Below are 25,806 nucleotides of genomic sequence, written 5' to 3' on the forward strand. Positions count from 1 at the left end.
ACCGGTCAGGTGCGACTGACGCATCGCGTGCCTGCGTGCGCTCAGGCTTCGAGCAGCAGCTCGACGCGGACATCGAGCAGCTTGAGATGGCGCAGCATCGCCCGGCGCGCCAATGCGGCCTCGCCGGCCCCGATCAGCCCGCAGAGTTCCGCATGACTCGCGACGATGCGTGACCAGATTTCGTCGCTCGGCGGATCGGCCTGGTAATGCGTGCCGACGCGATCGAGCAGGCCCATGAACAAGGCCAGCGCCGGATTGCGCGACAGCTCGCCGATCAGGGCATGCAGCCGGCCGTGCGTCGGCAACCGCTGCTGCGGCGCCATCGGGCGGGCTTCTTCGCTGCGCAGGCGATTCATGCGCGCACGCCCGGCAGCGTCGATGCGTGCGGCGGCCATCGGGGTGCAGGCGATCTGCAGCGCGCGCCAGAGCTCGTAGAAATGCCGTGGTCGCAGGCGGGCGTATTCGAGATACGTCGCGGTGAGTTCGATCGTGTACGTGGAATCGGGCGCGCAGGCGACGAGCCCGCCGCGAGCCCCGCGCTGTGCGCGAACGATGGCCTGCGGCTCGAGCGTGCGCAAGGCCTCGCGCAGCACCGCGCGACTCACGTCGTGGCGCTCGCAGAGCTGCGCCTCCGAGCCGAGCCTGCCGCCCGGCCCTGCGCGCCTGGCGTCGAGCGCGATGCGCAGCGAGGTGCGGTGCCCGAGCTTGAGCTGAGCGCTTCCTCCGAAGCGTTCCGACTGCACGATCAGCTCGAGCGCGCTCGCCGTATCGGCCGGCAATCCGAGCTCGAGCACGCGTTCGTCCAGGGCCTTGCGTGCACGTTCGAGCGAGGCACGGGCGCGCAGGCCGGCCTGCACCGAATCACCTTCGATCACCGCCTCGGCGAGCGCGATCTTCTCGCGGCGAGCCCTGAGCATCAGCGTGGACAGCTGCGGCGTTTCGGCCGGCGAGCTCAGCAGATCGCTGCTCACGCGATAGAGCGCTTCGAGCATGAGCATGAGGGCCGGGTTGCGCGACAGCGAGACGAGCGCGCGACGGAAGCGCAGGCTCATCTCGATATCGGCCTCGACGCTGGCCAGCGGCGCGTCGCGCAGCTCGCGCACGAGCATCGACAAGGCCGCCAGTTCGCTCTCGCCGCCGCGCTCGCAGGCCAGGGTGATCATGAGCTCTTCGAGCACGCTGCGCGCTTCGAGCAGGTCGTGCAGCTTCACCGCGGCGAGTTCCAGATAAGCCGCGAGCGCGAGCACCGCGGCCTCGCGCGCCGGCTGCTGCACGATCAGTCCGCCGCCCATGCCGGTATGCATGCGCGCGATGCCATGCCGTTCGACCTGGCGCACCGCCTCGCGCAAGGTTGCCCGACTCACCTCGTAGCGCCGCATGAGTTCGGTCTGGCTGCCGAACACGTGGCCGATCGGCCAGCCCAGATCGGCGATGTCCTGCTTGATGCGCGAGGCGACGATCTCGCCGAGCTTGGGCTCTCGAGGCGGGGCGAGGCGCGCTTGCACCGCAGTTGCAGCCGGCTGTTGCAGCACCGTCGACGATTCGCTCAGCGTTCGCCGTGGAATTTCACGAGCTGCACGAGCGCTCCGGCCAGCCGCTCGTCCTTGAGGAAGATGAAATCCACCTTCTGCGAGCTGAATTCGGTCACCGTCCTGAGCCCGCGGCCTTCGGCCTCGGAACGAGCGGCCGCGAGATCGTTGACCGTGAAGGCCATGTGCGAGAGGCCTTCGCGATCGCCGAGTATCAGCGAATCCGCCGAGATGCCCTGCGTGTTCTCGACCATCTCGAATTCGAAGCCGTTGTCCGTGTGCCCGTGCGTGACGAGCGCCTTGGTCGGATTGGCCTTGCCTTCGACATAGGTCGTGATCGCGTATTCCTTGACCGGCTCCCAGCGGATGCCGAACAGATCGGCGTACAGGCCGATCGAGCGATGGATATCCTTGACCGCGAATCCCACGTGCAGAAACTTCATCGAACTCTCCTTCCCGCTTCGTTGAGGCCCGGCGCGCTCTGGCCTGATTTGTTGCGCGCCGTGGCCAGTGCTGTCTTCACATCGGCACGATCGCCTCGAAAGGCGTGGGCGTCAGATGCTGTCCTCCATCGGCATAGAGCACGTGCCCGGTCAGGAAGCGTCCGGCCTCGCTGACGAGCAGCATCACCGCGCCGCCGATGTCGGCCTCGCAATCGCCCATGCGCTGCATCGGCGATTGCGCCACCAGTGCATCGACCGCTTCGGGCGCTTGCTCGCGCAGCTTGCGGAACACGGCGGTGTCGGCCGCAACCGCAAGTGCATTCACGAGCACGCCGTGCTCGCCCCATTCCTCGGCCGCGCTGCGCGTGAGCGATTTGATCGCCTCGCTCGCGGCGACGCCATCGGCGAGCTTGCGATTGAGACTGTCGCCCATCGTCGCAACGATATTGACGACGCGCCCACCGCGCTCGCGCAGCGCCGGATACGCGGCCTGCAGGCTCCAGAGCACGGCCTGCGCCGATGGAGCAACCGCGAGGCTCTTGCTCGCCAACGGAGAAAAGTCGGTGGATTCATCCGCGCCGTTGACGAGAATGTCGATGCGTCCATGCCGCGTCAGTACATCGGCGATCGCGGCTTCGGCTTCGGCCTTGCTGGCCGGCGAGCCCAGCAGCGCCACGCGCGCGCCTTCGTCGCGCAGTCGCTGCGCGATACCGGCCGCGACGCCATGTTGCGCGTCCTGCCGGCTCGCACAGATCACGGCCACCTTGTCGTTCAAACGTCCCATCGTTAGCGTCTCCACGAAGTCTTGGATTGTGTCCGGGCGCTCATTCGGGGCGCTTGAGATGCAGGCCGCCATCGGCGAAGAAGGTCTGCCCGGTGATGAATCGCGCATCCTCGGTCAGCAGGCCGGCGACGAGCGCGCCGAGGTCTTCGACGGCCTTGCCGAGCCGGCGCATCGGAATGGCGAGCAGCGTGCGCGCGGCCATTTCCGGGTTGTTCTTCATGTATTCGACGGTGGCGGCCGATTCGCAGGCCGGGCAGATCACGTTGACGGTGATGTTGTGCCGCCCCCATTCGCGCGCGGCGGACAGCGTGAGCCCGCGAATCGCTTCCTTGGTCGAGTTGTATTCGGCGCTGAGCTTGGCTCCATACACCGCGCGACGCGAACCGAAGTTGATCACGCGCCCGCCGCCTTGGTCGCGGTAGTGCGGAAACACCGCGTTCATGAGCCAGCGCGAGGCGTGAAAGCCCGACGACAGCGCCTTGTCATAGGCGTCTTCGGTCTTGTCCTCGACGGGCACCCATTTCCATTCGGCCTGCGCGTTGTTGACGAGCCCGTCGACGCGACCGTAACGCTCGATCGTCGTCGCGACGACGCTCTCGGCACGCTCGCGCACGCCGACATCGGCCTGCAGGTAGTCGGCCTCGAGTCCGAGTTCGGCGAGCTGCTGCAGCGCCTTCGCGCCCTTCTCCGCGGAGCGCGAGCAGAACACCACGCGGGCACCTTCCATCGTCAGCTTCTGCACGATGCCGAAGCCGATGCCTTCGGAACCGCCGGTGACGATCACCACTTTGCCTTTCAATTGAGTCACGCTGATTCTTCCTGTCGCAACGAATGTCAAACGATCGATGCCGCGCTCAGCTGCACCGCGCGGGAATGCCATGCACCGCCGGCGCTGTCGCACGACCGGCGCGCGGCAACATCAGCGACACCACGAAGCCGAGCACGGTCGCAGCGGTGAGCATGGAGAACGCCAGGCCCACCGACATGGAGCCCGGATAATGCGCATCGCCGACCGCGACCGTGTGCAGGCTCAGCAGGAAAGCGCAGAGCTGCGTGGCGATCGCGAAATTGGTTTGCCGCAGCACCGCGGTCACGCCATTGGCCTCGCTCGTGCGTGCCAGCGGCACCGCGTCGGCGAGCACCATCGGCGTTGCACCGAGAATCATCACCGAGCCGATGCCCTGCACGAACAGCATGACGACGAGCAGCTCGAGCCAGTGCTGGCCCATGTACATGCCGGTCCAGCCCACCGCGGCGATGAAGGCGCCGATCTGCAAGGCCCGGCGCGGGCCGGCCCTGTCGGCGATGCGACCGGCGATGGGGCCGCCGATCAGCGCAGTGACCTGCGCTCCGAACAAGAAAGCCCCCGACAGCGTCGGGGACAAGCCGAAGCCGATGCCGGCCTTCGGCGTCTGCTGCAAGAGCATGCTGATGAAGGGCCCGACCTGGAAAACCCCATAGGCGGCCATGATCATCACCGCGTTGGCGATCAGCACCTGACGATTGCCGAGCAGACGCACATCGATGAGCGGCTCGGGGCGCTTCCATTCGTGACGGAACCAGTACGCACCGATCAGTACCGCGATACCGATCATGCTCCAGATGCGCGGATCGCCGAAGCCCCAGTACTTGATCTGGCCGATCGCGTAGATCACCAGCGCGATCATCGGCACCGTGAGCGTGCCGCCGATCAGGTCGATCCTGCGATCCGGCGTCGCGGCGGGCCTGGAAGGCGGCAGCGAGAAAATCGACAGCAGCACCGCGATGAACGATGCCACCGAGGCGAACCAGAACATCGAATGCCAGGGCAGATGATCGACGATGAGTCCGCCGACCAGCGTGCCGACGCCCGAAGCGATGCTCGCGGTCGCCGCGATCATGCCGGTGCCGATGCGCTGCTTCGAAGGCTCCAGATGCTCGCGCAGCAGGCCGAAGCACAGCGGCAACAGCGAGCCCGCGAAACCCTGCAGGCCACGACCGATCAGCAGCCCCATGAGATCGGGGCTCATCGCGCTGACCAGCGAACCCACCGTCGCAACCGCGAGCACGCAGCTGACGGCGAGCTTGCGCCCGTAGAGATCGCCCAGGCGCGCGATCAGCGGGGTCAGGCAGGCCGAGACGAGCAGGTAGATCGTGATGACCCAGCCGACCAGCACCGGATCGCCGAACAGTTTGTAGAGCAGGCCGATGGCGCCGTAGATCATCGCGACCTCGAAGGCCGCGATCGTCTCGATGTACATGAGCAGGCCGATCAAGGCCCACGGCTTGCGCGCCTGGATTGCGATCACGAACCACGCTCCGTCACAGCGGCCACGGCGCGCCACTTGAAAGCGCTTTCACCGAGGCTCGGCAACATCACCGCGCGAGACCGTCCGCGGCCCGCGGCCAGCTGCGCGGGCGAGAAGGCAGAGACCGGCATCACGGTCGGATCGGGGGTGCAGCGACTCATTCCGCTCTCCTCACAGGGCACCTGCGGCGGATCGGCGCCAGGGCCGGATCCCCATCGTGCGCGACCGCTCCTTATGTTCGGCAGCATTGTTAACAGTGCACCAATTGTCAAGGCCATGGCGCTTAAAACGCCTAAACAGACTGAAACGCTTCAAGCGTTGCACTCATTGAGTGCACCATTTATGCTCGATCGAGAGCGGCAGCCACGTTCCGCCCCGGAGCGATCCATCCGCCCGATTCCGAGGAGAGATTCGATGTCGAGCCGTACCGTCACCGCCCAAGACCTCATCGCCGCCGCCGAGAAAACCACCGGCATGAACCAGTGGGGCGAGCAGGATTTCCGCACCGGGCTGCAGCTGCTGCTCGACACCATGCAGCGCGAGGCCCGGCTGTCCGATCTCGGTCGCGAACGCATGCTGAGCCGCATCGACGGCCTGCTGTGCAACCGCCTGCGCATCTACGACTGGCGCGCCAGGCACCCCGAAGTCGCGCAGCAGACGATCACGCGGCCGATCTTCATCCTCGGCCTGCCGCGCAGCGGCACATCGAACCTGCTGTCGCTGCTGTCGTTCGATCCGGCGCATCGCGTTCCGCGCATGTGGGAAATCTTCCGCTCGGTTCCGCCGCCGAGCCGCGACACCTACGAGACCGATCCGCGCATCGCCGAAGTGCAGAACCAGCTCATGAGCGACGGCTTCGGCTCCGAAGGCCTGCAGGCCACGCATCCGTTCGACTCGCGGCTGCCCGAGGAATGCGGCTTCATCTTCGAGCACACCTTCGCGTGCATGGTGTTCCCGGCCTACATCAACATTCCGACCTTCGCCAAATACGCGATGGACGATGCCGACTGGCGCGGCGTCTACGGCTTCCACCAGCAGTTCCTGCAGAACCTGCAGGCGAACTACGCGGGCGAACGCTGGGTGCTCAAGACGCCCGAGCATTCGCACTTCCTGCCCGACCTGCTCGCCACCTATCCGGACGCGATCCTGCTCTACACGCATCGCGCGCCCGCGCAGATCATGTCCTCGCTCGCGAGCAACATCACCGAGCTGCGCAAGCTCTGGTCCGACCAGGTCGATCCCAAGGAAGTCGCCGCGAGCTTTCTCGCCGCCGAAGCCGAAGGCTCTCGCCGCATGGTCGAGGCGCGCAAGGATCCGGCGGTCGACAGCCACTTCTACGACATCGAGTTCCAGGACCTGATCCAGCAGCCGGTCGAAACCATGCGCCGCCTCTACGCGCGCTTCGATCTGCCGTTCACCGATGCGACGCAGCGCGGCTTGCAGCACTACGCGGACAACGAGGCCAAGAAGACGCACGGCCACGGCAAGCACAAGCATTCGCTGGCCGATGTCGGCTACAGCGCGGACGAGATCGACACCGCGTTCAAGCCCTATCTCGACTGGTACGCGCGCAAGCACGAAAGCTTCCGCCTGCCGTCCGCGCGCTGAGGCGTCACCATGCCGACTTCGACATCGCAGCTGCAACAGGGCGCCGCCATCTCGCCCGCAATGGACGCGGCCTGGAAGCGCTATCTCGAAGGCCTCGAAGCGCTGCGCCAGCGCATCTTCGCAACCGAGATGGTGTGGCGCCCCGAGACACACGCGGCCGCGCACTATTTTCTGATGAACGCGCAGGCCTCGGCGTTCACCACTTGCTTTGCGCCCAAGCAGACGTACCCGGCTTTCTACGTGCACAGCACCTTCGAGCCGAACATCTTCACCTGGACGCTGCCGAACCCTGACTTCCACTATCGCTGGGCCTTCATCGACGGCACACGCACGTATCGGGTCTGGGGACATCGCGGCAACACGCTGTGGCTCGACATCCAGGTCAACCGCAGCCACTGGTGCGACGACGAGCCGACCGTGTTCGGCAACTACCAGCCCGAAGGCATCCTCGACGCGGACGGCAACTTCGAATACATCCTCTCGGCGACCGATCCCGGTCCCGGCAAGCACTGGATCAAGCTCGATCCGAGCTCACGCAACAACGTGCTGCTGATCCGTGACACGCATTACGACTGGGTCAACACGCGCGGCGCCGAACTGCACATCGAACTCCACGACGGTCTTCCCGCCGGCCCATGCTTTCTTCCCGAAGCCGAACTCGAGCGCCGCCTCGATGGCTGCCTGCGGCTCATGAATTTCGTCGTCGAGCATTTCCAGCCGCACATCACGACGAATCCGCAGCGCACCGGCATCAACCGATTCCACCAGAGCAACGTCAACACCAAGGGCGGCTCGCATCCGGTCGCGGTCTACTTGCTGCTGCCCTACGAGATCGAGGCCGACGAGGCGCTCATCATCGACGTCGAGATTCCGCAGACGATGTACTGGAACATCCATCTCGGCGATGTCTGGGGCGGCACCGCGGATTACCTACAGCACCAGAGCTGCCTGAACGGCGCGCAGGCGCACGTCGACGCCGACGGCCACGCCCGGCTCGTGCTGTCGACGCAGGATCCCGGCGTGCCGAACTGGCTCGACGCGATCGGATGCCTGCACGGCATCGCGCAGTTCCGCTGGTACAAGACCAGCAAGGTCAACGTTCCCGACGTGCGCAAGGTCAAGCTCGCCGACCTGCACCAGGAACTGCCGGCCGCGACACCTCGCGTGAGCCGCGAAGAGCGCAAGCGCAACATCGATGCGCGCCGCGCCGCGATCATGCGGCGCTATCACTACTAGCGCGCCTCGCGCTCACGGGAGTATCGAGATGCCGCTCGAGGACCGCCTGCAAGCCGCGCTCGACCGCCAGGAAGTGGCCGAGTTCATCGTCACCAATTCGATGCTCGGCGACAGCCGCAAGCCCGGCGACTGGGAGCGCTACCGCAGGCGCTACGCCGAGCGGATCACCATCGACTACAGCAGCACGCTCAAGGACGAAGTGCGCAGCATCGATCGCGAAACGCTGATGCCGTACTGGAAGAGCCTCGTCGACGCCTTCGACGTCACCCAGCACAGGGTCACCAACGTCGTCGTGACGCTGGACGGCGACACCGCGAAGTCGCGCGCCTACGTGGTCTCGAACCATCGCATCGGGCAGGACGTCTGGAGCTGCGGCGGCATCTACGATGGACGGCCTCGTGCGCGCTGCGGGCGAGGACGGCGGCTGGAAGATCACCGCGCAAGGCTTCTTCCCGCTGTTCGAAACCGGCGATCGCGGCGTGTTCGAGCGCGGCCTCGCCAATGCCCTGCCCTCGCCGCTCAAGTCCGGCGCCTGAGATGAAGGTTTCGCTCGAGGGCCGAACCGCGCTCGTCGATGGCCCGGGCGTCGGCCAGGTCGGCGCGCTCGCCTTCGCGACGGCGAGCGGCCTCGTTCATCACTGGCCTCGAGCTGCCGGTCGACGGCGGCACGATCGCGCGCTCGGATGAGCACTTCGGGCAAGCGGCTCGAAAGCCGCGTCGCCATCGTCAGCGGCGCCGGCTGCCGCGGTGAAGGACTCGGCAACGGTCAGGCGATCGCTTTGCTGCTCGCGCGCGAAGGCGCGCAGCTGCTGCTCGTCGATCATGATGCGCAGGCACTCGACAACAGCCTCGCGAAGCTGCGCAACGAGGGGCTGCGTGCCGAAGGATTCGTCGCCGACGTTGCGGACGGCGACGATGTGCGGCGCGTGACTCGGCTCGCCGAGACCCGTTTCGGCCGCATCGACATACTCGTCAACAACGTCGGCATCAGTTCGCGCGGCGGGCTGTTCGAGTCCGACGAGGCGGAATGGGACCGCTGCTTCTCGGTCAACGTGCGCAGCGTGTTCGTGGCCGCCCGTGCGGTCGTTCCGATCATGCGGCGGCAGGCTCATGGCCGCATCGTCAACGTCTCGTCGATCGCCGCGCTGCGCACCACGACTGCGCCCCCGCACGCCTATGCGGCGTCCAAGGCCGCGCTCGGCATGCTCACGAAGACACTCGCGGCCGAGTTCGCGGCGGACGGCATCCGCTGCAACAGCGTCGTTCCCGGCATGATCGACACCCCGATGGTACGCGACAGCCTGCTCGCATCGGGGCTCGACGAAGCGCAAGTCCGACGCTACACCGAGGCGCGCCATCGGCTGTCGCCGACCGGCCGCCAGGGTACCGCCTGGGACATCGCGAATGCCGCGCTGTTTCTGGCGAGCGAGGCCGCGGACTACGTCAACGGCCACGAACTCGTGGTCGATGGTGGATTCACGAACTTGTCGGCGCCTGCGGGCTGACGACCGAACGCGGCGGATCGCGCATCGCCGTCAGCATGGCCGAGAAGCGTTGCGTGACGATCGGTTCGAGCTCCGGATGCGTGAACACGTAGAACTCACGCTCGCGTACCGCGCGCATCACCCGTTCGCCGACCACGAGCGGATCGAGCCCATCGCGCTGCAGGCTCGCGACCTGCGCTGCGCGGCGCGACATCGCGTCGCCGGTATCCGGATCGAGCGCTCCGGCGGACGTATCGAACAGCCGGGTGCGAACCTGCGCCGGCAACAGCACCGAAACACCGATGCCGGAGCCTTCGAGCTCCTGGCGCAGGCATTCGCTGAAGGCGAGCATCCCGGCCTTGCTCGCGGTGTAGCTCGCGCCGCCCGCGTACGGAAGCAGCGCGCCCATCGACGCGGTGTTGACGATGTGCGCTCCGCCCGCAGGCTTGCGCAACAGCGGCAGCATCGTTCGCGTGCCGAGGAAAAGCCCGGTCAGATTGACCTCGATGATGCGCCGCCATTCCGCGGCTTCGAGCTCGGCGACCGGGCGGCCGGTGCCGGTGATGCCGGCGTTGTTGACGAGCAGATCGAGTCCGGCGGCCTGCGATTCGACGAGCTCCGAGGCCTGCTGCCAGGCGGCGTCGCTGCCGACGTCGAGCCGAAGCGGCAGCGCCTCGATGCCTTCGGCGCCGAGGCTCGCCGCCGCCCGCTTCGAAGCGGATTCGTCGATGTCCGCGAGCACGATGCGAAAACCCTCTCGCCCCGCTGCCCGCGCGATGCCGTAGCCGATGCCGCTCGCTGCGCCGGTGATCAGCGCGAGGCGCTTGCGCTCGGCGTTCATCAATGACCCTCAGCGAAAGCGCGAGAAATCGGGCTTGCGCTTTTCGAGGAACGCGGCGATCGCTTCCCGGGACTCGTCCGAGCGCAGCTGCGCGGTGAACGCGTCGGACTCGCGCCGCATCTGCTCGGCGATCTCGTTCGAAGGCCTGCGCAGCAGTTCGCGCGTGCGCCGCAAGGCGCCCGGCGGCGATCCGGCGATGCGGCGAGCCGTCTCGATCGCCTGTTCGCGCAAGGCCGCTTCGTCGACGATATGCGTCACCAGCGCCCAGTCCTTCGCGGTGGATGCGTCGATGGCCTCGCCCGCGAGCATCATCTGCGCGGCGCGCAGATAGCCGACGCGCTGCACGAGCGAGATCGAGCTTCCGCCCTCGGGAACGAAGCCGCGCTGCACGAACGGCAAGGCGAAGCGGGCCGTCGGTGCGGCGAGCACGACATCGCATTGCAAGACCAGGCTCACGCCGAAGCCGATCACATGGCCTTGCACCGCCGCCATCACGAGCTTGTCGATCTGCGGCAGCCGTGCCGTCAGCCGACCTCCCGGATTGTCGAGTCCGGACGGCACTTCGTCGCCCATGTTGTCGGCGCTGAACGCGTTCAGATCGGCGCCGACGCAAAACGATTTTCCGGCCGCACTGAACAGGATCACGCGCACCTGGTCGTCGGTTTCCGCGCGATCGAGCGCTTCGTTGAGCTCGATCCACATGCCCGGCGTGATCGCGTTGAGCTTCTCGGGGCGATCGAGCCGGATCTCGCAAACACCGTCCGCGATCGTGCAGCGCACCTGACTCATGCGGCGAGCCCGTAGAGATCGATGTAGGGCTCGAAGCGGCGGTGGATATCGTCTTCCGTAATACCGGTGCCTTCGAGCGAATACTTGTGCTCGCCGTGCTTGTTCTGCGGATTCTCGGCGAGCCAGCGCTGCATCGCCGCGGCCGCCGCATCGCTCAGCGTGAGTCCGCAACCCGCGTAGATGCGCTCGATCGTGTCCATCGGCTTGCTCGCGAAATCGGAGAAGTAGACGTCGACGTAGCGGTCCGGATACTGCCTGCGCACCTCCATCGCCATTTCGATGCCGCGGCCCCAGAGATCCACTTCGCGACGCGCGGCGGCGGTGCGGCTCGTGTCCGCGCCTTCGTACGGAATGCGGGCCATGCGCGCAAGGCTCGCGCCCGAGGCCACGGATGTGATCGGGTTGCGATGGGTCTGGATGATCGTCGCCTGCGGGAACACTTTCATGAATCCGGCGAGCCCGAACAACGAAGCCGGATTCTTGAGCAGCCAGGTCTTGTCGCGCTCATGCAGGCCGATCAGGCGCAGGTTGTCGCGGTAGCGGCGCCACATCGCCTCGGTGTCCTGCTCGAGCCACCATTGCTGATAGCTCGGGATGTTCGCGTTCGTGGTCCAGTCGATCGAGAGGAAATCCTGGCGCGTGAGCAGCAGGCATTCGTAGACCTCGTCGGCGATGATCGGATGCGCGGCTTTCATCGCCGGCACTTCGCGATACAGGGTTTCGAGTTCGTCGACCGCACGCTTGAACAACGGGTTCGCGTCCCACTCCGAACGCGGCGGACGCGGCATGGGATTGTCGATGAGCCAGTATTCGAGCCCCTGGAACTGCGGGTCCATGGCCAGCACGCGATGCAGCGCGGTGGTGCCGGTACGCGGCAGGCCGGTGATGACGATCGGCGGCTTGAGTTCGTAGGACAGGCTGTCGGGATGCTCGCGCCAGCCCTTCTGCGACCAGGTCCGGCTCACGAGCACCTGCACGATGCGGTCGAAATACTTGCGCCAGCCTTCGGGCGTGAGCTGCGTGTCCTGGTCGAGCGCCTGCAACAGCTTGCGCAGCGCGAGACGATAGTCCTGTGAACCGAAATCGCGCATGCCGCTGCGCTTGGCGGCCGCTTCGTGCAAGGCGGCTTCGCTGGCGACGAAGGACGGGTTCTGCTGGGTCATGCCAATCTCCGGATGAGTCGCGTGTGCTGGCCTATTCGGCGCAGCGTCCACCGTCGATCGCGTAGATCGCACCGGTGATGTACGAGGCCTCGTCGGAGGCCAGGAAAGCGGTCAACGCGGCGATTTCCTCGGGTGTTCCGAGCCTGTGCATCGGCGTGACCGATTCCTTGAATTCGATCAGGGCGGCTCCCGATCGTTCGACCAGTGGCGTGCGGATGGTGCCCGGCGCGACCGCATTGATGCGGATGCCGTGGTCCACGTATTCGAGCGCCGCGATCCTGGTGAGCATGTTGAGCCCGGCCTTGCCGACGATGTACGCCGCCGAGCCCACGGCCGGACGCATGCCGCCGACCGACGACATGTTGATGATCGATCCGCTGCGCTGACGCATCATCACCGGCAGCACGTGCTTGAGCACGACAAAGGCCCCGCGCAGGTTCACGTCCATGATGCGGTCCCAGAGCACGAGATCGATCTCGTGCAGCGGCGTTCCGCCATGCGAAATTCCGGCGTTGTTGCAGAGCACGTCGATGCGGCCGCAGCGTTCGACGCAGGCCGCGACCATCGCCTCGATCTGCTCGGGAACGCCCACGTCCGCACGGTGCGCGATGATGCGCTGCGGATGCAGGGCGGCGAGTTCGTCGACATTGTCTCCACGGCTCACCGCGAACACCCGTGCCCCTTCTTCGACGAGCCTCAGTGCGACCGCGCGTCCAATGCCCGCGCCGGCGCCAGTGACGAGCGCGACCTTGTTCTCGAAACGCCGCGCCAGCGCTGCCGTCATGGGATCGTCTCCAGAATCGGAACGTAAACCGGGCCGGCCATGTGATAGCCGCCGTCCGCATGAATCGTGCTGCCGGTGACGTAGCGGCCATCTTCGCCGGCGAGCATCACCGCGGCGCCGCCGATGTCCTCGACGGGATCGCCGAAGCGCTGCAGGGCCACGAGTGGCAAGCTGCGCTCGACGTGCTCTGCATGACGCTGGGCGTAGTCGCGAAAGCGCTCGTCGTCGACGCTCGCCATCAGCACGTTGACGAGAATGCCGTCGGCGCCCCACTCCTGCGCGGCCGTGCGCGTGAGTGCCCGCAAGGCCTCGGCCGCGGCCGCGTAGGCGCCGATGTATTCGGCCACGTTTTCGCCGTAGACCGAACCGAGATTGAGGATGCGTCCGCCGCCCTGTTCGCGCATGGACGGCTGCACCGCGAGCATGGCCCAGCGCGCGGCCGAAAAGCCTTGCGCGAATGCGGCGTCGTAGTCGGCGTCGTCCATCGCTTCCAGCCGCTGCCAGCGCGGAGCTTCGGCCGCCGCGTTGACGAGAATGTCGACGCGGCCATGCACCGCGATCGCCTCGGCGATGGCGCCGAGCAAAGCGCGCTTGTCGCCCGGCGCGGCGACGAAGACGCTCGCGCCGAGAGTCCCGGCATGTGCTTTCAAGGCCCTTTCGTCACGATCGATCAGCAGCAGCTTCGCACCCTCGCGCGCGAATCGCTGGGCGATGCCGAGCCCCGGATGACGTCCCGCGCCGACGACGAGCGCGACCTTGTATTCGAGCAGTCCGCTCATGTCAGTGCCTCAGGTGCGGCTGATGCGCCTGCACCGGCCGCGAAATGCCGAGTCCGCCGTCGAGGAAGAAAGTCTCGCCCGTGATGAAGCGGCCTTCGTCCGCGACCAGGCCGAGGATCGCGCCGCCGATGTCGGCTTCCGGATCGCCGTGCCGATGCAACGGAACACGTCCACGCATGAGCTGGTATGCGGCCGGATGGTTCTGCTTGAACGACTTCGTCGCGTCGCTTTCGGCAGCCGGCAACACCACGTTGACGGTGATGCCGTGGCGGCCCCATTCGTTCGCGGCCGTGCGCGTCAGCCCGCGTATGGCCTCCTTGCAGGCCGCGTAATCGGCCGCCCAACGGCTACCGTTGACACCGAAGATCGAACCGAAGTTGACGATGCGTCCGCCGCCCTGCGCCTTCATGAGCGGGAACGCGGCGCGCATCGCCCACAGCGTCGCCTGCAAGCCCGACTGCAGCGTCTGCTGCCAGTCGTCGTCGGGCTTGTCCTCCAGCGGTGTCCACGGCATCACCGTTTGCGCGTTGTTGATCAAGGCATCGACGCGCCCGTAGACGCGCACCGCTTCGGCGATCACGTGTTCGATCTCGGACCGGATGCCGACGTCTGCCGGAACGTAATGCACGGCCGGCGTGATCGCACGCAACGCGTCGAGCATGTCGCTGGCGCGAGCAGCGGTGCGTGAACAGAGCACGAGTCGCGCGCCTTCCCTGGCGAATCGCAGTGCGACTCCGCGACCGATGCCGTAGCTCGCGCCCGTAATGACCGCCACCTTGCCGCGCAAGCGTCCTCGCGGAATCGCATCGTCGGCCATGTCGCCAGAAGCCATTCTTTCTCCTCGCGCTCGCACGGCGCGTGTTTTCGGTCGATCGCGATCGCGTCGCCGGTCGCTTCCTAAATGGTATACTATTGAAAGGGGAAATCACCATACGACGATCGACACGTATCGATCGCCTCGAAAGATCGGCGCGGACAAGACATGACGACAGCCATCGGGGTCATCGATTTCAGCGATCGCGTCGCGATCGTCACCGGCGCGGCCAGCGGCATCGGGCGCGCGATCGCTGCGGCGCTCGCGGCTCGCGGAGCCCGGGTTCTCGTCAACGACGTGCAGGAAGCGCAGGCCACCGCCGCCGAGATACGCGCTGCAGGCGGCGTCGCGGTTGGCGACGAAACCGCGGTCGGCGATTTTGCGGCCGGACGCAGGATCGTCGATCACGCGATGCAGGCTTTCGGCCGGCTCGATCTGCTCGTCAACTGCGCCGGCACTTCCGCGCCCGGGGCCTTCTCCGACATCGCGGAAGACGACGTGCTGCGCGTCTTGCAGGTCAATCTGCTCGGCCCCTACGCCCTCACGCACGCGGCCTGGCCGAGTCTTCGCAAGCAGCGCTACGGCCGCATTCTCAACATCGCCTCGAACGCGGCGCTCGGCATGGGCCGCAGCGCGGCGTATGCGGCTTCCAAGGGCGGACTCATCTCGCTGACCAAGGACAATGCGCGCGAAGGCCGCGAGCTCGACATCAAGGTCAACGCGATGCTGCCGGTCGCGAGCACCGCGATGACCGCGCGCATTCCACCCGGGCCTTTCCGTGACTGGATAGACCAGGGCTTTTCGCCCGCGCTGATCGCGGCTCCGGCCCTGTTCCTGCTCTCCGAAGCCGTGCAGGCCAGCGGCGAAGTCTTCAGCTGCGGAGGCGGGCGCATCTCGCGCACGGCCTGGTTCAACACGCACGGCTGGTTCGATGCGCAGGCGACGCCCGAGGCGATTGCCGGGCACTACGACGAATTCATGAACCCCGACGCCGCACGGCTCGTCGAGAACCAGCCCCAGGAACTGCAGCGCTACACCGAATGGAAACCCTGGCCGGGGCCGGGGCGGATGCCGAACGCGTGAAAGCCGATCGTCGCCCCTGCGCGATGTCGATCGAAGCGATGAATGCGCGCCTGCGCGCCTCGCCGTTCAACGCCTGGCTCGGCCTCGTCGTCACGCAGGCCGAGGCCGGATCGATCGAGCTGCGCCTGCGCTGGAAGTCCGACCTCGGCGGCCGGCCCGATCGCGACGAAGTGCACGGCGGGGCGATCGCCTCGCTGATCGACGTCGCCGGCTCCTACGCGCTCGCGAGCCTGCACGGCCGGCCCGCGGTGACCGTCGATCTGCGCAGCGATTACCTGCGTCCCTTCGTTTCGGGAGAGGCGATCGCGCGCGCCGAAATCCTTCATTCCACAAGACCGCTCTCGAGCGTGCGTATCGTCGTCAGCGACGAACAGCAGCGCCTGCTCGCGAGCGGCACCGGCACTTATCTCACACCGGATTCCTCGTCATGAGCTCGACGCAGTACGTACAGCCAATGGCTCCGCGCGCCTGGGGCTTCACGCCAGAGCAGCTCGCCGAGCAGCCCACCGTCTATGCGCCCGGACTGCTCGCGGGACGCACGCTGCTGGTCTCGGGCGGCGGCAGCGGCATGGGGCGCGCCACCGCGTTTCTCGCGGCCCGCCTCGGGGCGAACGTGATCATCTGCGGACGCGATGCGGACAAGCTGCAGCGCGCGAGCACAGATGCGCAGCGCCTGCTCGGCAAATCGTTCGAATGCCATGCGATGACGATCCGCGACGCCGAGCGCGTCGACAGGCTCATGGACGAACTGTTCGAACGCCACGGGCAGATCGATGCGCTCGTCAACAGCGCCGGCGGGCAGTTTCCGCAGAACGCGATCGACTTCTCGGTGAAAGGCTGGCTCGCGGTCGTCGACACCAATCTCAACGGCACCTGGTACATGATGCAGGCGGCCGCCAGGCGCTGGCGCGATCGCAAGCAGGCCGGCAGCGTCGTCAACATCATCGCCAACTACAAGCGCGGCATTCCGCAGTCCGCGCATACGGCCGCGGCGCGCGCGGGCGTGGCCTACCTGAGCAAGTCGGTCGCGGTGGAATGGGCTCCGCTCGACATCCGCGTCAATTGCATCGCGCCCGGCACGATCGAAACCGAAGGGCTCAACCAGTATCCGCCCGAGACCATCGAGCGCGGAGGCAAGGGCAACCCGCTGCGCAGGCGAGGTGACGTCTGGGACATCGCCGAAGCGGTGATCTACCTGTGCGCGGCGAGCGGCAAGTTCATCACCGGCGAGGTGCTGCAGGTCGACGGCGGCATGCAGTGCTGGGGCACCAACTGGCCGCTCGGCGTTCCCGAGCAGTTCCGCGTCGACGGCTGAGGAGAGCCCATGAATCTCGATCTGAATCCGCGGCAACAGGCGGTTCGCGAACAGGCCCGCCGCATCGCCGACGAGCGCCTGCGACCGCATGCACACGATGTCGACTTTCGCGAGCGTTACCCCGAAGAAGGCTTGCAAGCACTCATCGACAGCGGGTACTGCGGACTCACGGTTCCGCGCGAATACGGTGGCATGCAGGCCGATTCGACAAGCGCCTGCCTGATCGTCGAGGAGCTCGCACGCGGCTGTCCGTCGACCGCCGCGCTGCTGCTGACCTGGGCCGGCGGCGTCATGTCGATCGCCGGCTTCGGCACACCGCAGCAGAAGCGGAAATATCTGCCCGGAGTCGCGCGCGGCGAGCTCAAGCTGAGCTTCGCGCTGACCGAGGATCATTGCGGCTCGGATGCCGCCGCGATCTGCAGCACCGCCGTGCGCGACGGCGAAGGCTGGAGGCTCAACGGCAAGAAGGCCTGGATCGGCAATCTCGGGCGCGCCGACCTCACCGTGGTCTCGCTCAAGACCGACCCGGACGCGGGTTCCAAGGGCGTGTCGAGCTTCGTGATCGAGAAGGGCGCGCCGGGCTTTCGCACCGGCGAGATCTATTCGAAGCTCGGCGCCCGCGGCACCGTGCATGGCGAGCTCATCCTCGACGACGTGCGCGTGCCCGACGAGGCCTTGCTCGGCGAAGTCGGACGCGGCTTCGCGCAGATGATGCATTCGCTCGACTTCGTGCGCCTGCTGACCGCGGCGCATGCGATCGGCATCGCGCAAGCGGCCTTCGAGGCCGCGGTCGAGCACGCGAAGACGCGCACGAGCTTCGGCCAGGCCTTGCACAGGCACCAGACCATCGCCTTCATGGGCGCGGACATGGCCGTCGACCTGCATGCGGCGCGCCTCGTCACGCTGCAGGCCGCGGCCCAGCTCGACGCCGGGCATCCGCTCGGAACGCAGGCCGCGATGGCCAAGCTCTATGCGACCGAGATGGCGACGCGCGTGACGCACAAGGCATTGCAGATCTTCGGCGCCTGGGGCGCGAAGAAAGGCAGCATCGTCGAGCAGATGTACAGGGAAGCCCGGGTCACCGAGATCTGGGACGGCACTTCCGAGATCCAGCGCCTGGTGATCTCGCGCGGCATCTTCGGCCGATGAGCGCCACCCTGCCCGCGCATCACGCCGAGCGGGCGGCACGGTATCGGCAGGCCGGCTGGTGGAGCACGCAGCCGGTGCCGCGCCTGCTCACGCGGCACGCGCTGTCGGCTCCGGGCAACATCGCGCTCACCGACGGACGCGGCTCGATGCGCTACGACGAACTCGAGCGCGTGGTGCAAGGCCTGGCCTGCGCGCTCTGGGCGCTCGGCCTGCGTCCCGGCGACGTGCTCGCGATCCAGCTGCCGAACCAGCGCGAATTCGCCTGGTTCCAGCAGGCCGCGGCGCGCATCGGCGTCGCCTATCTTCCGCTGACGCCGAACCTGCGGGCGGGCGATCTGCACTATCAGCTCGAGACCGCGAACGCGGCCGCGCTCGTGATCCCGAGCGAACATCGCGGTTTCGATCACGTGGCGATGGCCGCCGAACTGCGCGAGCGCCTGCCGAAGCTGCGCGAGATCTTCGTCGTCGGTGAACGTGTGCCCGCGTGGGCGCGGGCGGTCGATGCGCTCGTCGAACAGGCCTGGGAGCAACGGCATGGAGCCGTCGTCGATGCGCTGCGCGTCGACGCCGATGCGCTGCGCGCGATCCTGTTCACCTCGGGAACCGAATCGAATCCGAAGGGCGTGCTGCATTCGTGGAACACGCTGAGCTATCCGCTGCGCCTGCATCGGCACTACTTCGGACTCGGCTATGACGATGCGATCTACACGCCGAGCCCGGTCGGCCATGGCACCGGCGCGATCTTCGGCGTCGAGCTCGCGCTGTTCGTCGGGGCGCGCATCGTCTTCGAGGAGCAGTGGAACGCGCAGACCGCGCTGCAGAGCATCGCGCGCGAGAAGTGCACGATGATGTGGGGAGCGACGACCTTCTACACCGATCTCGTCGCCGCGGCGCAGGCTTCGGCTCTGAAGCCGGCACGCTTCCGCTACGCGTTCTCGGCCGGTGCGCCGATACCGCGCGATCTCGTGCTGCGGGTCCGCGAATGTCTCGGGGCGCGGCTCGTCGCCGCGTTCGGCCAGTCCGAAGGGCAAAACATCACCATCAATCGCGCCGACGACGGCATCGAGCGCATCACAAGCTCGGACGGCCGCTTCAATCCGGGCATCGACTACAGGATCGTCGACGCCGAAGGCCGGGCGCTGCCGACCGGCGAGCCCGGGGAGATCGTCTATCGCGGCCCCAACGTCTGCCTCGGCTATCTCGATGCCGGGCATACCGCGGCGGCGTTCGACGACGAAGGCTACATCCGCAGCGGCGATCTCGGCATCGTCGACGCCGACGGCTATCTGCGCATCGTCGGACGACGCAAGGAGATCATCATTCGCGGCGGCGAGAACATCAGCCCGCGCGAGATCGAAGACCTGCTCTATCGGGCTCCGGGCGTCGCCGAAGTGGCCGTGATCGGCCTGCCCGACGAGCGCCTCGGCCAACGTGCCTGCGCGGTCGTGGTGCCGGCCGCCGGCGCGGCGCCGACGCTCGCGAAGCTGATCGATTTCCTGCGCGACCGGCAGGTCGCCAAGTTCAAGTATCCGGAACGTCTCGAACTCGTCAGCGAGCTGCCGCGCACGGCATCGGGCAAGGTGCGCAAGGAAGTGCTGCGCAAGCGCATCCTCGGCGAGGCGGCTTCGTGAGTGCCGCGCTCGCGGGGCTGCGCGTACTCGACTTCAGCACGCTGCTGCCCGGGCCGCTCGCCACGCTGATGCTCGCCGAGGCCGGCGCCGAGGTCATCAAGATCGAGCGGCCGGACGGCGGCGATGCGATGCGCCGCGATCCGCACTATTTCGCATTGCTCAACCGTGGCAAGCGCAGCCTCGCGCTCGACCTGAAATCCGAGACGGCGCGAGCCGCGCTGCGGCCGCTCGTCGAGAGCGCGGACGTGCTGATCGAGCAGTTTCGCCCCGGCGTGATGCAAAGGCTCGGCCTCGGCTACGAGACGCTCGCCGCGATCAATCCGCGCCTGATCTACGTGAGCATCGCCGGCTACCGTAGCGACGGTCCCGAAGCCAACAGGCCCGGGCACGATCTGACCTACGCCGCCGAGAGCGGACTGCTCTCGCTCGCGGCCGGCGGCGACGGCGCACCCGTGCTGCCCGCCGCGCTCGTCGCCGACATCGCGGGCGGCAGCTATCCGGCCGTGCTCAACGTCCTGCTCGCATTGCGCCGGCGAGACGCGAGCGGCCGTGGCTGCCGCGTCGAGATCGCGATGCGCGACGGCCTGCTGCCGTTTCTGTACGAGGCGATCGCCGACCGTCAAGCGCTCGGCGTCGAACCGAAGGCCGGCTACAGTCCGGCGACGGGTGGCTCGCCACGCTACCAGCTCTACCGCACGCTCGACGGCCGCCATCTCGCGGTCGCGGCCGTCGAGGAAAAGTTCTGGCGGAACTTCTGCGAAGCGATCGGGCTGCCCGCGAGCTTTCGCGACGATGCGCGCGATCCGGCCGCGACGCAGCAGGCCGTCGCCGAGCGCATCGCCTCGCGCAGCGGCGCCGAATGGGAAGCGCGACTGGACGGACTCGACGTCTGCTGCTCGCTCGTGCGCAACGTCGGCGAGGCGATGAGCGGGCCCGAGCTCGCGCACCTGTTCGATCGCAGCGTGCGTTTCGACGCGCGAACACTGGGCGCCCTGCCGCTACCGTTGAGCCGAAGCTTGCTGTGCGACGATGCTTGCGCATCCGCACCCGCGCTCGGCGAAGCCAACGACGCGCTGCTCAAGCCGGCGTAGCGCCCGCCACCGGCGCGATCGCGGGCCGCGCGAACAACTGCGCGACCGCCGCGACGAGCGCGAGCAGCGCGAGCGCACCGAAGCCATAGACGTAGCTTCCGCTGCGATCGTACGAAAGCCCGACCAGATAAGGGGACAGCGCGGTCAGCCCGATGCTCGCGGGCGCCATCGTGCCCATGACCTTGCCGAACACGGCCGGGCCGAGATAGCGGCCGATCATCGCCGACTTGCAGATCAGTCCGGCGCCGTAGCCGCAACCGAGCAGCAGGCCGAAACCATAGATCGAAGCGACGCTGTCGGCACGCAGCATCAGTGACAGGCCAGCCGTCACGCCGAGCAGCGCGGCGCACCAGACGTAGCGTGGATCGACCCGGTCGCCGAGCAGGCCGGCCGCGAGCTGGCCCAGCGCTCCGGTCGCCGCGAGCAGGCCGACGGCGATCGAAGCTTGCGCAGGCTCGTGGCCGAGCGAGCGCAGATGCGAAATGCCGTGGGCGAAGAAGCTCATGATCGGCATGCCGACCGCGAGCTCGCCGAGCACGATGGTCCAGATCAGCGGAGTGCGCAGCAGCCTCGCGGTCGTCCACTGCGCCGCGACGGCGGCATCCGCGGCCGACGCCTCGCCCTGCGACGAACGCCGATCGCGCAACAGCAGCCAGGCGATCAGCGCGATCACGAAGACGGTGGCGGCGATGAGCTTCCAGCCCGCTCGCCAATCGCCGTCGCCGGTTTCGAGCATGCGGCTCAGCAGCGCCGGGGCGAGTACACCGCCGAAGCCGCCCGCGATCATCACGATCGAGAACGCGAGCGCCCGATGACGATCGAACCAGTGCGCGATGAGCGTCTGCGTCGGGATGTAGGTCGAGGCGCCGACGCCGATGCCGACGACGAGCCCGAACGCGACGATGTAGCCGATCGCGCTGTCGATGACCGTCGCCATCAGCGTCGCACCGATGCAGAGAATCAGCGATCCGATCGTGATCGTCGCGCGGATGCCGAGGCGCTGCATCGCGAGCATGATCAATGGCCCGCACAAGCCCTGGATCAGCAGCATGACGGTGAAGCCGAGTCCGAGCAGGCTGCGCTCGAATCCGAGTTGCTGCGCCATCGCCGTATTGAGCAGGCTCGCACCGAAATACGGAAAGCCGGTGTTGACGAGGCTGATCAGCGCGGCCACGCCGAGCATGGTCCACGGACTCGAAAGCGGTGCAGTTTGCATGAGAGGTCTCGATAAAAAGCACCCCGATGCCAACAACGGAATCGGGGAGATGGAGGTCGGTGCCGCGTGCGCCCTCGCCGGTTCGCGCGTCGGTCAGGCGCCTGCGCGGGTTCCGCCCTGCTCGAGTCGCCGGGCTCCGCGTTCGACGACGCCTTCGATCAGATGCCGGTCCGCCGCCGGATCGGTGGACTTGATCCAGCGCTGGTAGTCCGGATCCTGCACGTCGATCTGCGGGCACAGGTCGAAGAAGCTCTTGTCGGCGACGACGACGCGCTGCAGTGTGCGCCGCCCGCTGTTCTGCAGATCGCCGCGCGCATGCTGGAGCACGAGGTTGTCCCAGATCACGAGATCGCCGTTGTGCCAGCGGTGCTCGTAGACGTTGTCGTCCGAATACAGCAGCGCGAACAGCTCGCGCAGCATCTCGGCGCTGCGCTCGGGCGCGAGTCCCTCGATGCGCGCCGCGTGCTGCTGGTTGACGTAGAGGATCGGCTCGCCGGTGTGCGGATGCGCAAGGATCGCCGGCTGCCAGTGCTGCGGCATCGCCGGCGGAATCCTCTCGTTGAGCCGGTCGGTGCCCATGTCGACCGGCATCGCGCAGAGCACGCGCGCATCGGCGAGTTGCCGCTTCTGCTCGGCCGGGAGCCTGGCGTAGCCGGCCATGCCGTTCGCGAAGCGCGTCGAGCTGCCGTCGTCGACGACATCGACCGCATGCAGCGAGATCGCCTGGAACGGTGATGGCGTGAACGACAGGTCCGAATGGAACGCGAGCTCGCCGGTGCCGAGCCCGCCCTTGCTCGCGTCGGTGGAGATGTAGCCGACCCCGTCGGGCGCGTGCAGCACAGGGCCCAGGCACTCCATGATCCCGATCTGCTGCGGATGGCTCAGCCGCTGCTTGCGAAACAGCAGCAGACCGTGCCGATGCAGCAGGTCGCGCAGCTCGGCACGATCCTGCGCCGACAGCGGATTGCGCAGGTCGGCGTCGATTTCGAGCCCGACCGTCATGCGATTCACGATGTTGAGCGTCATCGCGATCCTCCTCAGAGATTGAAGCGGTAATTGAGCTCGAGGCCGATCACGCGCGGATCGCCGATCGAGGAGATGTTGTAGCCGAGCGAGCGATAGAGCTGTACGCCGAAGGGCTTGGTCTTGGTCTCGCCGACGTTGCGCGCGAACAGCGACAGATCGAAGTCGCTGCCCACGATCGAGTTCCAGGCCAGCGACAGGTTCAGCAGGCCGTAGGCCTTCTGATACTGGCTGCCGGCCGGCCCGTAGTCGGGGCCTTGCGCGGTGTCGGTGTAGAACACGCGCGTCTGGTGATACCAGTCGGCGCGCAGGTGCACGTTGCCGTAGCGCGTCTCGATCGGCAGCCGCCAGTCGCCCGACAGCGACAGCTGCTCGCGCGGAGCCTGGGCGAACTGGTTGTCGCTGAAATCGCCTTCTCCGGTCAGGAAGTCGTCGTATTCGGCGAACACGAGGCCGTAGAAGCCGCTCAGCGACAGGCCATCGAACGGCATGAAGGTCAGCTCGAGCTCACCGCCGCTGATCGTCGCCGATGCGGCGTTGGTCACACCGACGGCGGGCTGTCCCGGGCGGCTGATGAAGCGCTGGATGTCCTTGTAGTCCTGCGTGTAGGCGGCGACGTTGGTGCGCAGCAGGGAGTCGCCGAGGCGCCAGTCCTTCTTGAGACCGAGTTCGAAGTCGGTGACGAACTCGGGCTTGAACGGGCCGAAGGTTTCGGTGTCGGTGGCCGCGTAGTCGAAACCGCCCGAGCGGTAGCCGCGGCGATGCGCGAGATAGACGAGCGTGTCGCGATCGAACTTGTAGTCCGCGCTGAGCGAATACGTCGGCTCGTCGTAATCCGCCTCGCCGCGCAGCACGCAGTCGTCCGCCGGCAAGGCCTGGCCACCGCTCGTGAGCAGGCAGGTGTTCGGATCCGCGCCGATGCGCCGGTTCTCCTGCTTGCGCTCGTCGCGCGTGTAGCGCAGGCCGCCGGTCAACGAAAGCCCCTCGACCGACGGCACGCGCCAGGTCGCCTGCGCGAACGCTGCATAGGTCTTGTTGTCGGTGTCGACCGGCGTCGTGATCGGAGCGCCGGCGAGCACCACCTGGGTACTGCGCCGGTCGATCACCTGCCCCGCGTAGTAGAGACCGGCGACCCAATCGAACGCGCCGCCCGCGCTCTTGCCCTGCATCTGCAGTTCTTCGGAGAACTCGTGCCCTCTGTCGGGATGGCGCACTTCGAGCACCTGCAGCGGCAGCCCGTCGAAGTCGATCGAATCGTCGCGCTCGAAGTGCCGGTAGCCGACGATGTTCTTGAGCAGCAGTCCGTCGTCGATGTTCCAGGTCGTCGCGTTCGACACCACGTGCATGTCGAGCCGGTTGAAGCTGTTGATGTTGGACTCGGTGCTCCAGAAATCGCGTGCGCGCTCGGCCTGGATGCGATCGTAGGCCTCCTGCGCGGACGGCAGCGTCACGCCGTTGAACACAAGCGCGGTGTAACCCTGCGGGTTCAGCGCATTGATCGAGTAGCCGATGCCGTTCGCATTCAGATGCGAGCCCTGATACAGGAAATAGCTTTCGACCGCGTCCGCCGGCCGCCACAGCGCGGACAGCCGCCAACTCGTCGACTGGTCGTCGTTGAGCGGCTTGAAGTTGGTCATGCCGACCGATGGCGACATCTGGTAGCCGGCGGTGTCGGTGCGGCTCGCGACGTTGGTGAGATAACCGTCGCGATTGATCAGGCTCACGCCGGCGCGCAGCCACAGATCGTCGCTGACCGGCAGGTTGAGTACGCCGACGCCCGTGTAACCCGAGCGTCCCTCGAAGAAGCTGCTTCCGGCGCTCAGCGAATAGCCGGTCTCGCCGGTCGGCCGGGCCGGCGTCAGCAGCATCGCGCCGCCCGTGGTATTGCGTCCGAACAGCGTGCCCTGCGGGCCCTTGAGCACTTCGACCGACTGCATGTCGTACATCGTCTGGCTCACGCCGATCGTGTAGCCGAAGTTCACTTCGGCCACGTAGACGCCGACCGCTGAATCCTGGCCCGGCGCGATGTCGGTGCTGCGCACCGCGCGAATGCCGATGTTGGTCGTCGTCGGCGAGTTGAAGTTGTCGACGTGCAATGCCGGCACGTGGCTGTTCAGATCGGACAGCGCGTTGATCGAATTGTCTTCGAGAAACGTGCCGCTCAACGCGGTCACCGCCAGCGGCACGTCCTGCTGGCGTTCCTGCTTGCGCCGTGCGGTGACCATCACTTCTTCGATCGCCGACACTTCGGCGGCCGGCTCCGCCGCCGCGATCATCGTGGCCGGCGCGGCTTGCGTCGCGCGCGGCGCGGGCGTCTGGCCGCGCCGCAGGACGAGCGTGCCGTCACCGACCGCCTGAGCTTCCAAGCCCGATCCCTGCAACAGCAGGCGCAGAGCCTGGTCGGGACGATAGCGCCCCGACAGGGCAGCCGCCTGCCGTCCTTCGACGAGCTCCGGCGTGTAGAGGATCTGCGTTCCGCCCTGCTCCGCATAGCGATCGAGCGCGTCGGCCAGATCGCCGGCCGGAATGTCGAAACTCGTCGTCGCCTGTTCCGCTTGTGCAGGCCCCTGGGCAGGTTCCTGTGCAAAAGCCGGCCCCATCGCGGCGCCGGCCGCTCCGAGCATCAGACAGATTCCCAGCTGTTTCCCATGGGCGCCGGGCAAGCCGGGCCCCTTGCGCTGCTGCGCATTTCGCATCGTTTTCTCTCCGGTCGCACCGATGTCGTGATCGCGGCGCGCGGTCTTTGCACGCGTCCG

Annotated in this window: 25 protein-coding genes; 10 read left to right on the forward strand and 15 right to left on the reverse strand. The window is 67.1% G+C overall.

The genetic code is table 11. The annotated features are described in order from the left end of the window. Positions 1-41 precede the first annotated feature (41 nt). The 6 genes from WQQ_RS04260 to WQQ_RS24195 form a co-directional block, all read right to left on the reverse strand. Positions 42-1,532 carry a FadR/GntR family transcriptional regulator gene (locus WQQ_RS04260; RefSeq protein ID WP_007183834.1) on the reverse strand — a complete coding sequence of 497 codons (1,491 nt, stop codon included), beginning with the start codon at positions 1,530-1,532 and terminating at the stop codon, positions 42-44. 14 nt (positions 1,533-1,546) lie between these two features. Next, positions 1,547-1,972 carry a VOC family protein gene (locus WQQ_RS04265; RefSeq protein ID WP_007183835.1) on the reverse strand — a complete coding sequence of 142 codons (426 nt, stop codon included), beginning with the start codon at positions 1,970-1,972 and terminating at the stop codon, positions 1,547-1,549. A 76-nt stretch (positions 1,973-2,048) separates the two neighbouring features. Continuing rightward, a complete protein-coding gene (locus WQQ_RS04270) occupies positions 2,049-2,756 on the reverse strand; it encodes an SDR family NAD(P)-dependent oxidoreductase (protein ID WP_007183836.1) in 708 nt (235 codons plus the stop codon). 40 nt (positions 2,757-2,796) lie between these two features. Further along, positions 2,797-3,564, reverse strand: a complete 768-nt coding sequence (locus tag WQQ_RS04275; protein WP_007183837.1) for an SDR family NAD(P)-dependent oxidoreductase — start codon at positions 3,562-3,564, stop codon at positions 2,797-2,799. Between the two features lie 46 nt (positions 3,565-3,610). After that, the gene (locus WQQ_RS04280; RefSeq protein ID WP_007183838.1) at positions 3,611-5,044 is read right to left on the reverse strand and encodes an MFS transporter; all 1,434 of its coding nucleotides are present in this window, start codon (positions 5,042-5,044) and stop codon (positions 3,611-3,613) included. Further along, positions 5,041-5,205 (reverse strand): hypothetical protein, encoded by a 165-nt coding sequence (locus WQQ_RS24195; RefSeq protein ID WP_157534498.1) that lies wholly within the window; start codon positions 5,203-5,205, stop codon positions 5,041-5,043. Before WQQ_RS24195 ends, WQQ_RS04280 begins: the two co-directional genes overlap by 4 nt. Positions 5,206-5,458: 253 nt before the next feature. Between WQQ_RS24195 and WQQ_RS04285 the strand changes: the two genes are divergently transcribed. The 4 genes from WQQ_RS04285 (at position 5,459) to WQQ_RS04300 (ending at position 9,393) form a co-directional block, all read left to right on the forward strand. Further along, positions 5,459-6,652 (forward strand): sulfotransferase family protein, encoded by a 1,194-nt coding sequence (locus tag WQQ_RS04285; RefSeq protein WP_007183839.1) that lies wholly within the window; start codon positions 5,459-5,461, stop codon positions 6,650-6,652. Between the two features lie 9 nt (positions 6,653-6,661). Beyond that, positions 6,662-7,888: a hypothetical protein gene (locus WQQ_RS04290; RefSeq protein ID WP_007183841.1), complete on the forward strand. Its 1,227-nt coding sequence runs from the start codon at positions 6,662-6,664 to the stop codon at positions 7,886-7,888. Positions 7,889-7,916: 28 nt separating this feature from the next. Next, a complete protein-coding gene (locus tag WQQ_RS04295) occupies positions 7,917-8,429 on the forward strand; it encodes a nuclear transport factor 2 family protein (RefSeq protein WP_007183842.1) in 513 nt (170 codons plus the stop codon). 142 nt (positions 8,430-8,571) lie between these two features. Continuing rightward, a complete protein-coding gene (locus WQQ_RS04300; protein ID WP_007183844.1) occupies positions 8,572-9,393 on the forward strand; it encodes an SDR family NAD(P)-dependent oxidoreductase in 822 nt (273 codons plus the stop codon). On the opposite strand, the gene WQQ_RS04305 is transcribed toward WQQ_RS04300, so the two are convergent. The 6 genes from WQQ_RS04305 to WQQ_RS04330 are packed head-to-tail and all read right to left on the reverse strand — an operon-like array spanning position 9,365 to position 14,560. Beyond that, on the reverse strand, positions 9,365-10,213 hold the full coding sequence (locus tag WQQ_RS04305; protein ID WP_007183845.1) for an SDR family oxidoreductase: 849 nt from the start codon (positions 10,211-10,213) through the stop codon (positions 9,365-9,367). The genes WQQ_RS04300 and WQQ_RS04305 overlap by 29 nt on opposite strands. A 9-nt stretch (positions 10,214-10,222) precedes the next feature. Next, a complete protein-coding gene (locus tag WQQ_RS04310; protein WP_040453008.1) occupies positions 10,223-11,002 on the reverse strand; it encodes an enoyl-CoA hydratase/isomerase family protein in 780 nt (259 codons plus the stop codon). Beyond that, the gene (locus tag WQQ_RS04315) at positions 10,999-12,165 is read right to left on the reverse strand and encodes a sulfotransferase family protein (RefSeq protein ID WP_007183847.1); all 1,167 of its coding nucleotides are present in this window, start codon (positions 12,163-12,165) and stop codon (positions 10,999-11,001) included. Before WQQ_RS04315 ends, WQQ_RS04310 begins: the two co-directional genes overlap by 4 nt. Before the next feature lie 31 nt (positions 12,166-12,196). Next, complete coding sequence (locus tag WQQ_RS04320; protein ID WP_007183848.1) at positions 12,197-12,949, reverse strand: SDR family NAD(P)-dependent oxidoreductase; 753 nt, start codon at positions 12,947-12,949, stop codon at positions 12,197-12,199. Beyond that, positions 12,946-13,728 carry an SDR family NAD(P)-dependent oxidoreductase gene (locus WQQ_RS04325; RefSeq protein ID WP_007183849.1) on the reverse strand — a complete coding sequence of 261 codons (783 nt, stop codon included), beginning with the start codon at positions 13,726-13,728 and terminating at the stop codon, positions 12,946-12,948. Before WQQ_RS04325 ends, WQQ_RS04320 begins: the two co-directional genes overlap by 4 nt. Position 13,729: 1 nt before the next feature. Next, the gene (locus WQQ_RS04330; RefSeq protein WP_007183850.1) at positions 13,730-14,560 is read right to left on the reverse strand and encodes an SDR family NAD(P)-dependent oxidoreductase; all 831 of its coding nucleotides are present in this window, start codon (positions 14,558-14,560) and stop codon (positions 13,730-13,732) included. A 150-nt stretch (positions 14,561-14,710) separates the two neighbouring features. Here WQQ_RS04330 and WQQ_RS04335 point away from each other — a divergent pair, with 150 nt between their 5' ends. Genes WQQ_RS04335 through WQQ_RS04360 form a run of 6 tightly spaced genes read left to right on the forward strand, consistent with a single transcriptional unit; the run spans position 14,711 to position 20,811 of the window. Next, complete coding sequence (locus tag WQQ_RS04335) at positions 14,711-15,625, forward strand: SDR family NAD(P)-dependent oxidoreductase (protein WP_007183851.1); 915 nt, start codon at positions 14,711-14,713, stop codon at positions 15,623-15,625. Then, the gene (locus WQQ_RS04340; RefSeq protein ID WP_007183852.1) at positions 15,622-16,056 is read left to right on the forward strand and encodes a PaaI family thioesterase; all 435 of its coding nucleotides are present in this window, start codon (positions 15,622-15,624) and stop codon (positions 16,054-16,056) included. Before WQQ_RS04335 ends, WQQ_RS04340 begins: the two co-directional genes overlap by 4 nt. Next, a complete protein-coding gene (locus tag WQQ_RS04345; protein WP_007183853.1) occupies positions 16,053-16,940 on the forward strand; it encodes an SDR family oxidoreductase in 888 nt (295 codons plus the stop codon). Before WQQ_RS04340 ends, WQQ_RS04345 begins: the two co-directional genes overlap by 4 nt. Before the next feature lie 9 nt (positions 16,941-16,949). After that, on the forward strand, positions 16,950-18,089 hold the full coding sequence (locus WQQ_RS04350) for an acyl-CoA dehydrogenase family protein (protein WP_007183854.1): 1,140 nt from the start codon (positions 16,950-16,952) through the stop codon (positions 18,087-18,089). Then, a complete protein-coding gene (locus WQQ_RS04355) occupies positions 18,086-19,720 on the forward strand; it encodes an AMP-binding protein (protein ID WP_007183855.1) in 1,635 nt (544 codons plus the stop codon). Before WQQ_RS04350 ends, WQQ_RS04355 begins: the two co-directional genes overlap by 4 nt. Further along, the gene (locus tag WQQ_RS04360; protein WP_007183856.1) at positions 19,717-20,811 is read left to right on the forward strand and encodes a CaiB/BaiF CoA transferase family protein; all 1,095 of its coding nucleotides are present in this window, start codon (positions 19,717-19,719) and stop codon (positions 20,809-20,811) included. The genes WQQ_RS04355 and WQQ_RS04360 overlap by 4 nt, the downstream gene beginning before the upstream one ends. On the opposite strand, the gene WQQ_RS04365 is transcribed toward WQQ_RS04360, so the two are convergent. From WQQ_RS04365 to WQQ_RS04375, 3 genes are all read right to left on the reverse strand, one after another. Continuing rightward, the gene (locus tag WQQ_RS04365; protein ID WP_083844415.1) at positions 20,798-22,027 is read right to left on the reverse strand and encodes an MFS transporter; all 1,230 of its coding nucleotides are present in this window, start codon (positions 22,025-22,027) and stop codon (positions 20,798-20,800) included. The genes WQQ_RS04360 and WQQ_RS04365 overlap by 14 nt on opposite strands. A 93-nt stretch (positions 22,028-22,120) precedes the next feature. Continuing rightward, positions 22,121-23,053, reverse strand: coding sequence for a TauD/TfdA dioxygenase family protein (locus tag WQQ_RS04370; RefSeq protein ID WP_007183858.1), 933 nt, complete (start codon positions 23,051-23,053; stop codon positions 22,121-22,123). Between the two features lie 11 nt (positions 23,054-23,064). Next, on the reverse strand, positions 23,065-25,674 hold the full coding sequence (locus WQQ_RS04375; RefSeq protein ID WP_007183859.1) for a TonB-dependent receptor: 2,610 nt from the start codon (positions 25,672-25,674) through the stop codon (positions 23,065-23,067). Positions 25,675-25,806 lie beyond the last annotated feature (132 nt).

It is taken from the genome of Hydrocarboniphaga effusa AP103, from assembly GCF_000271305.1.
Lineage (GTDB): Bacteria > Pseudomonadota > Gammaproteobacteria > Nevskiales > Nevskiaceae > Hydrocarboniphaga > Hydrocarboniphaga effusa.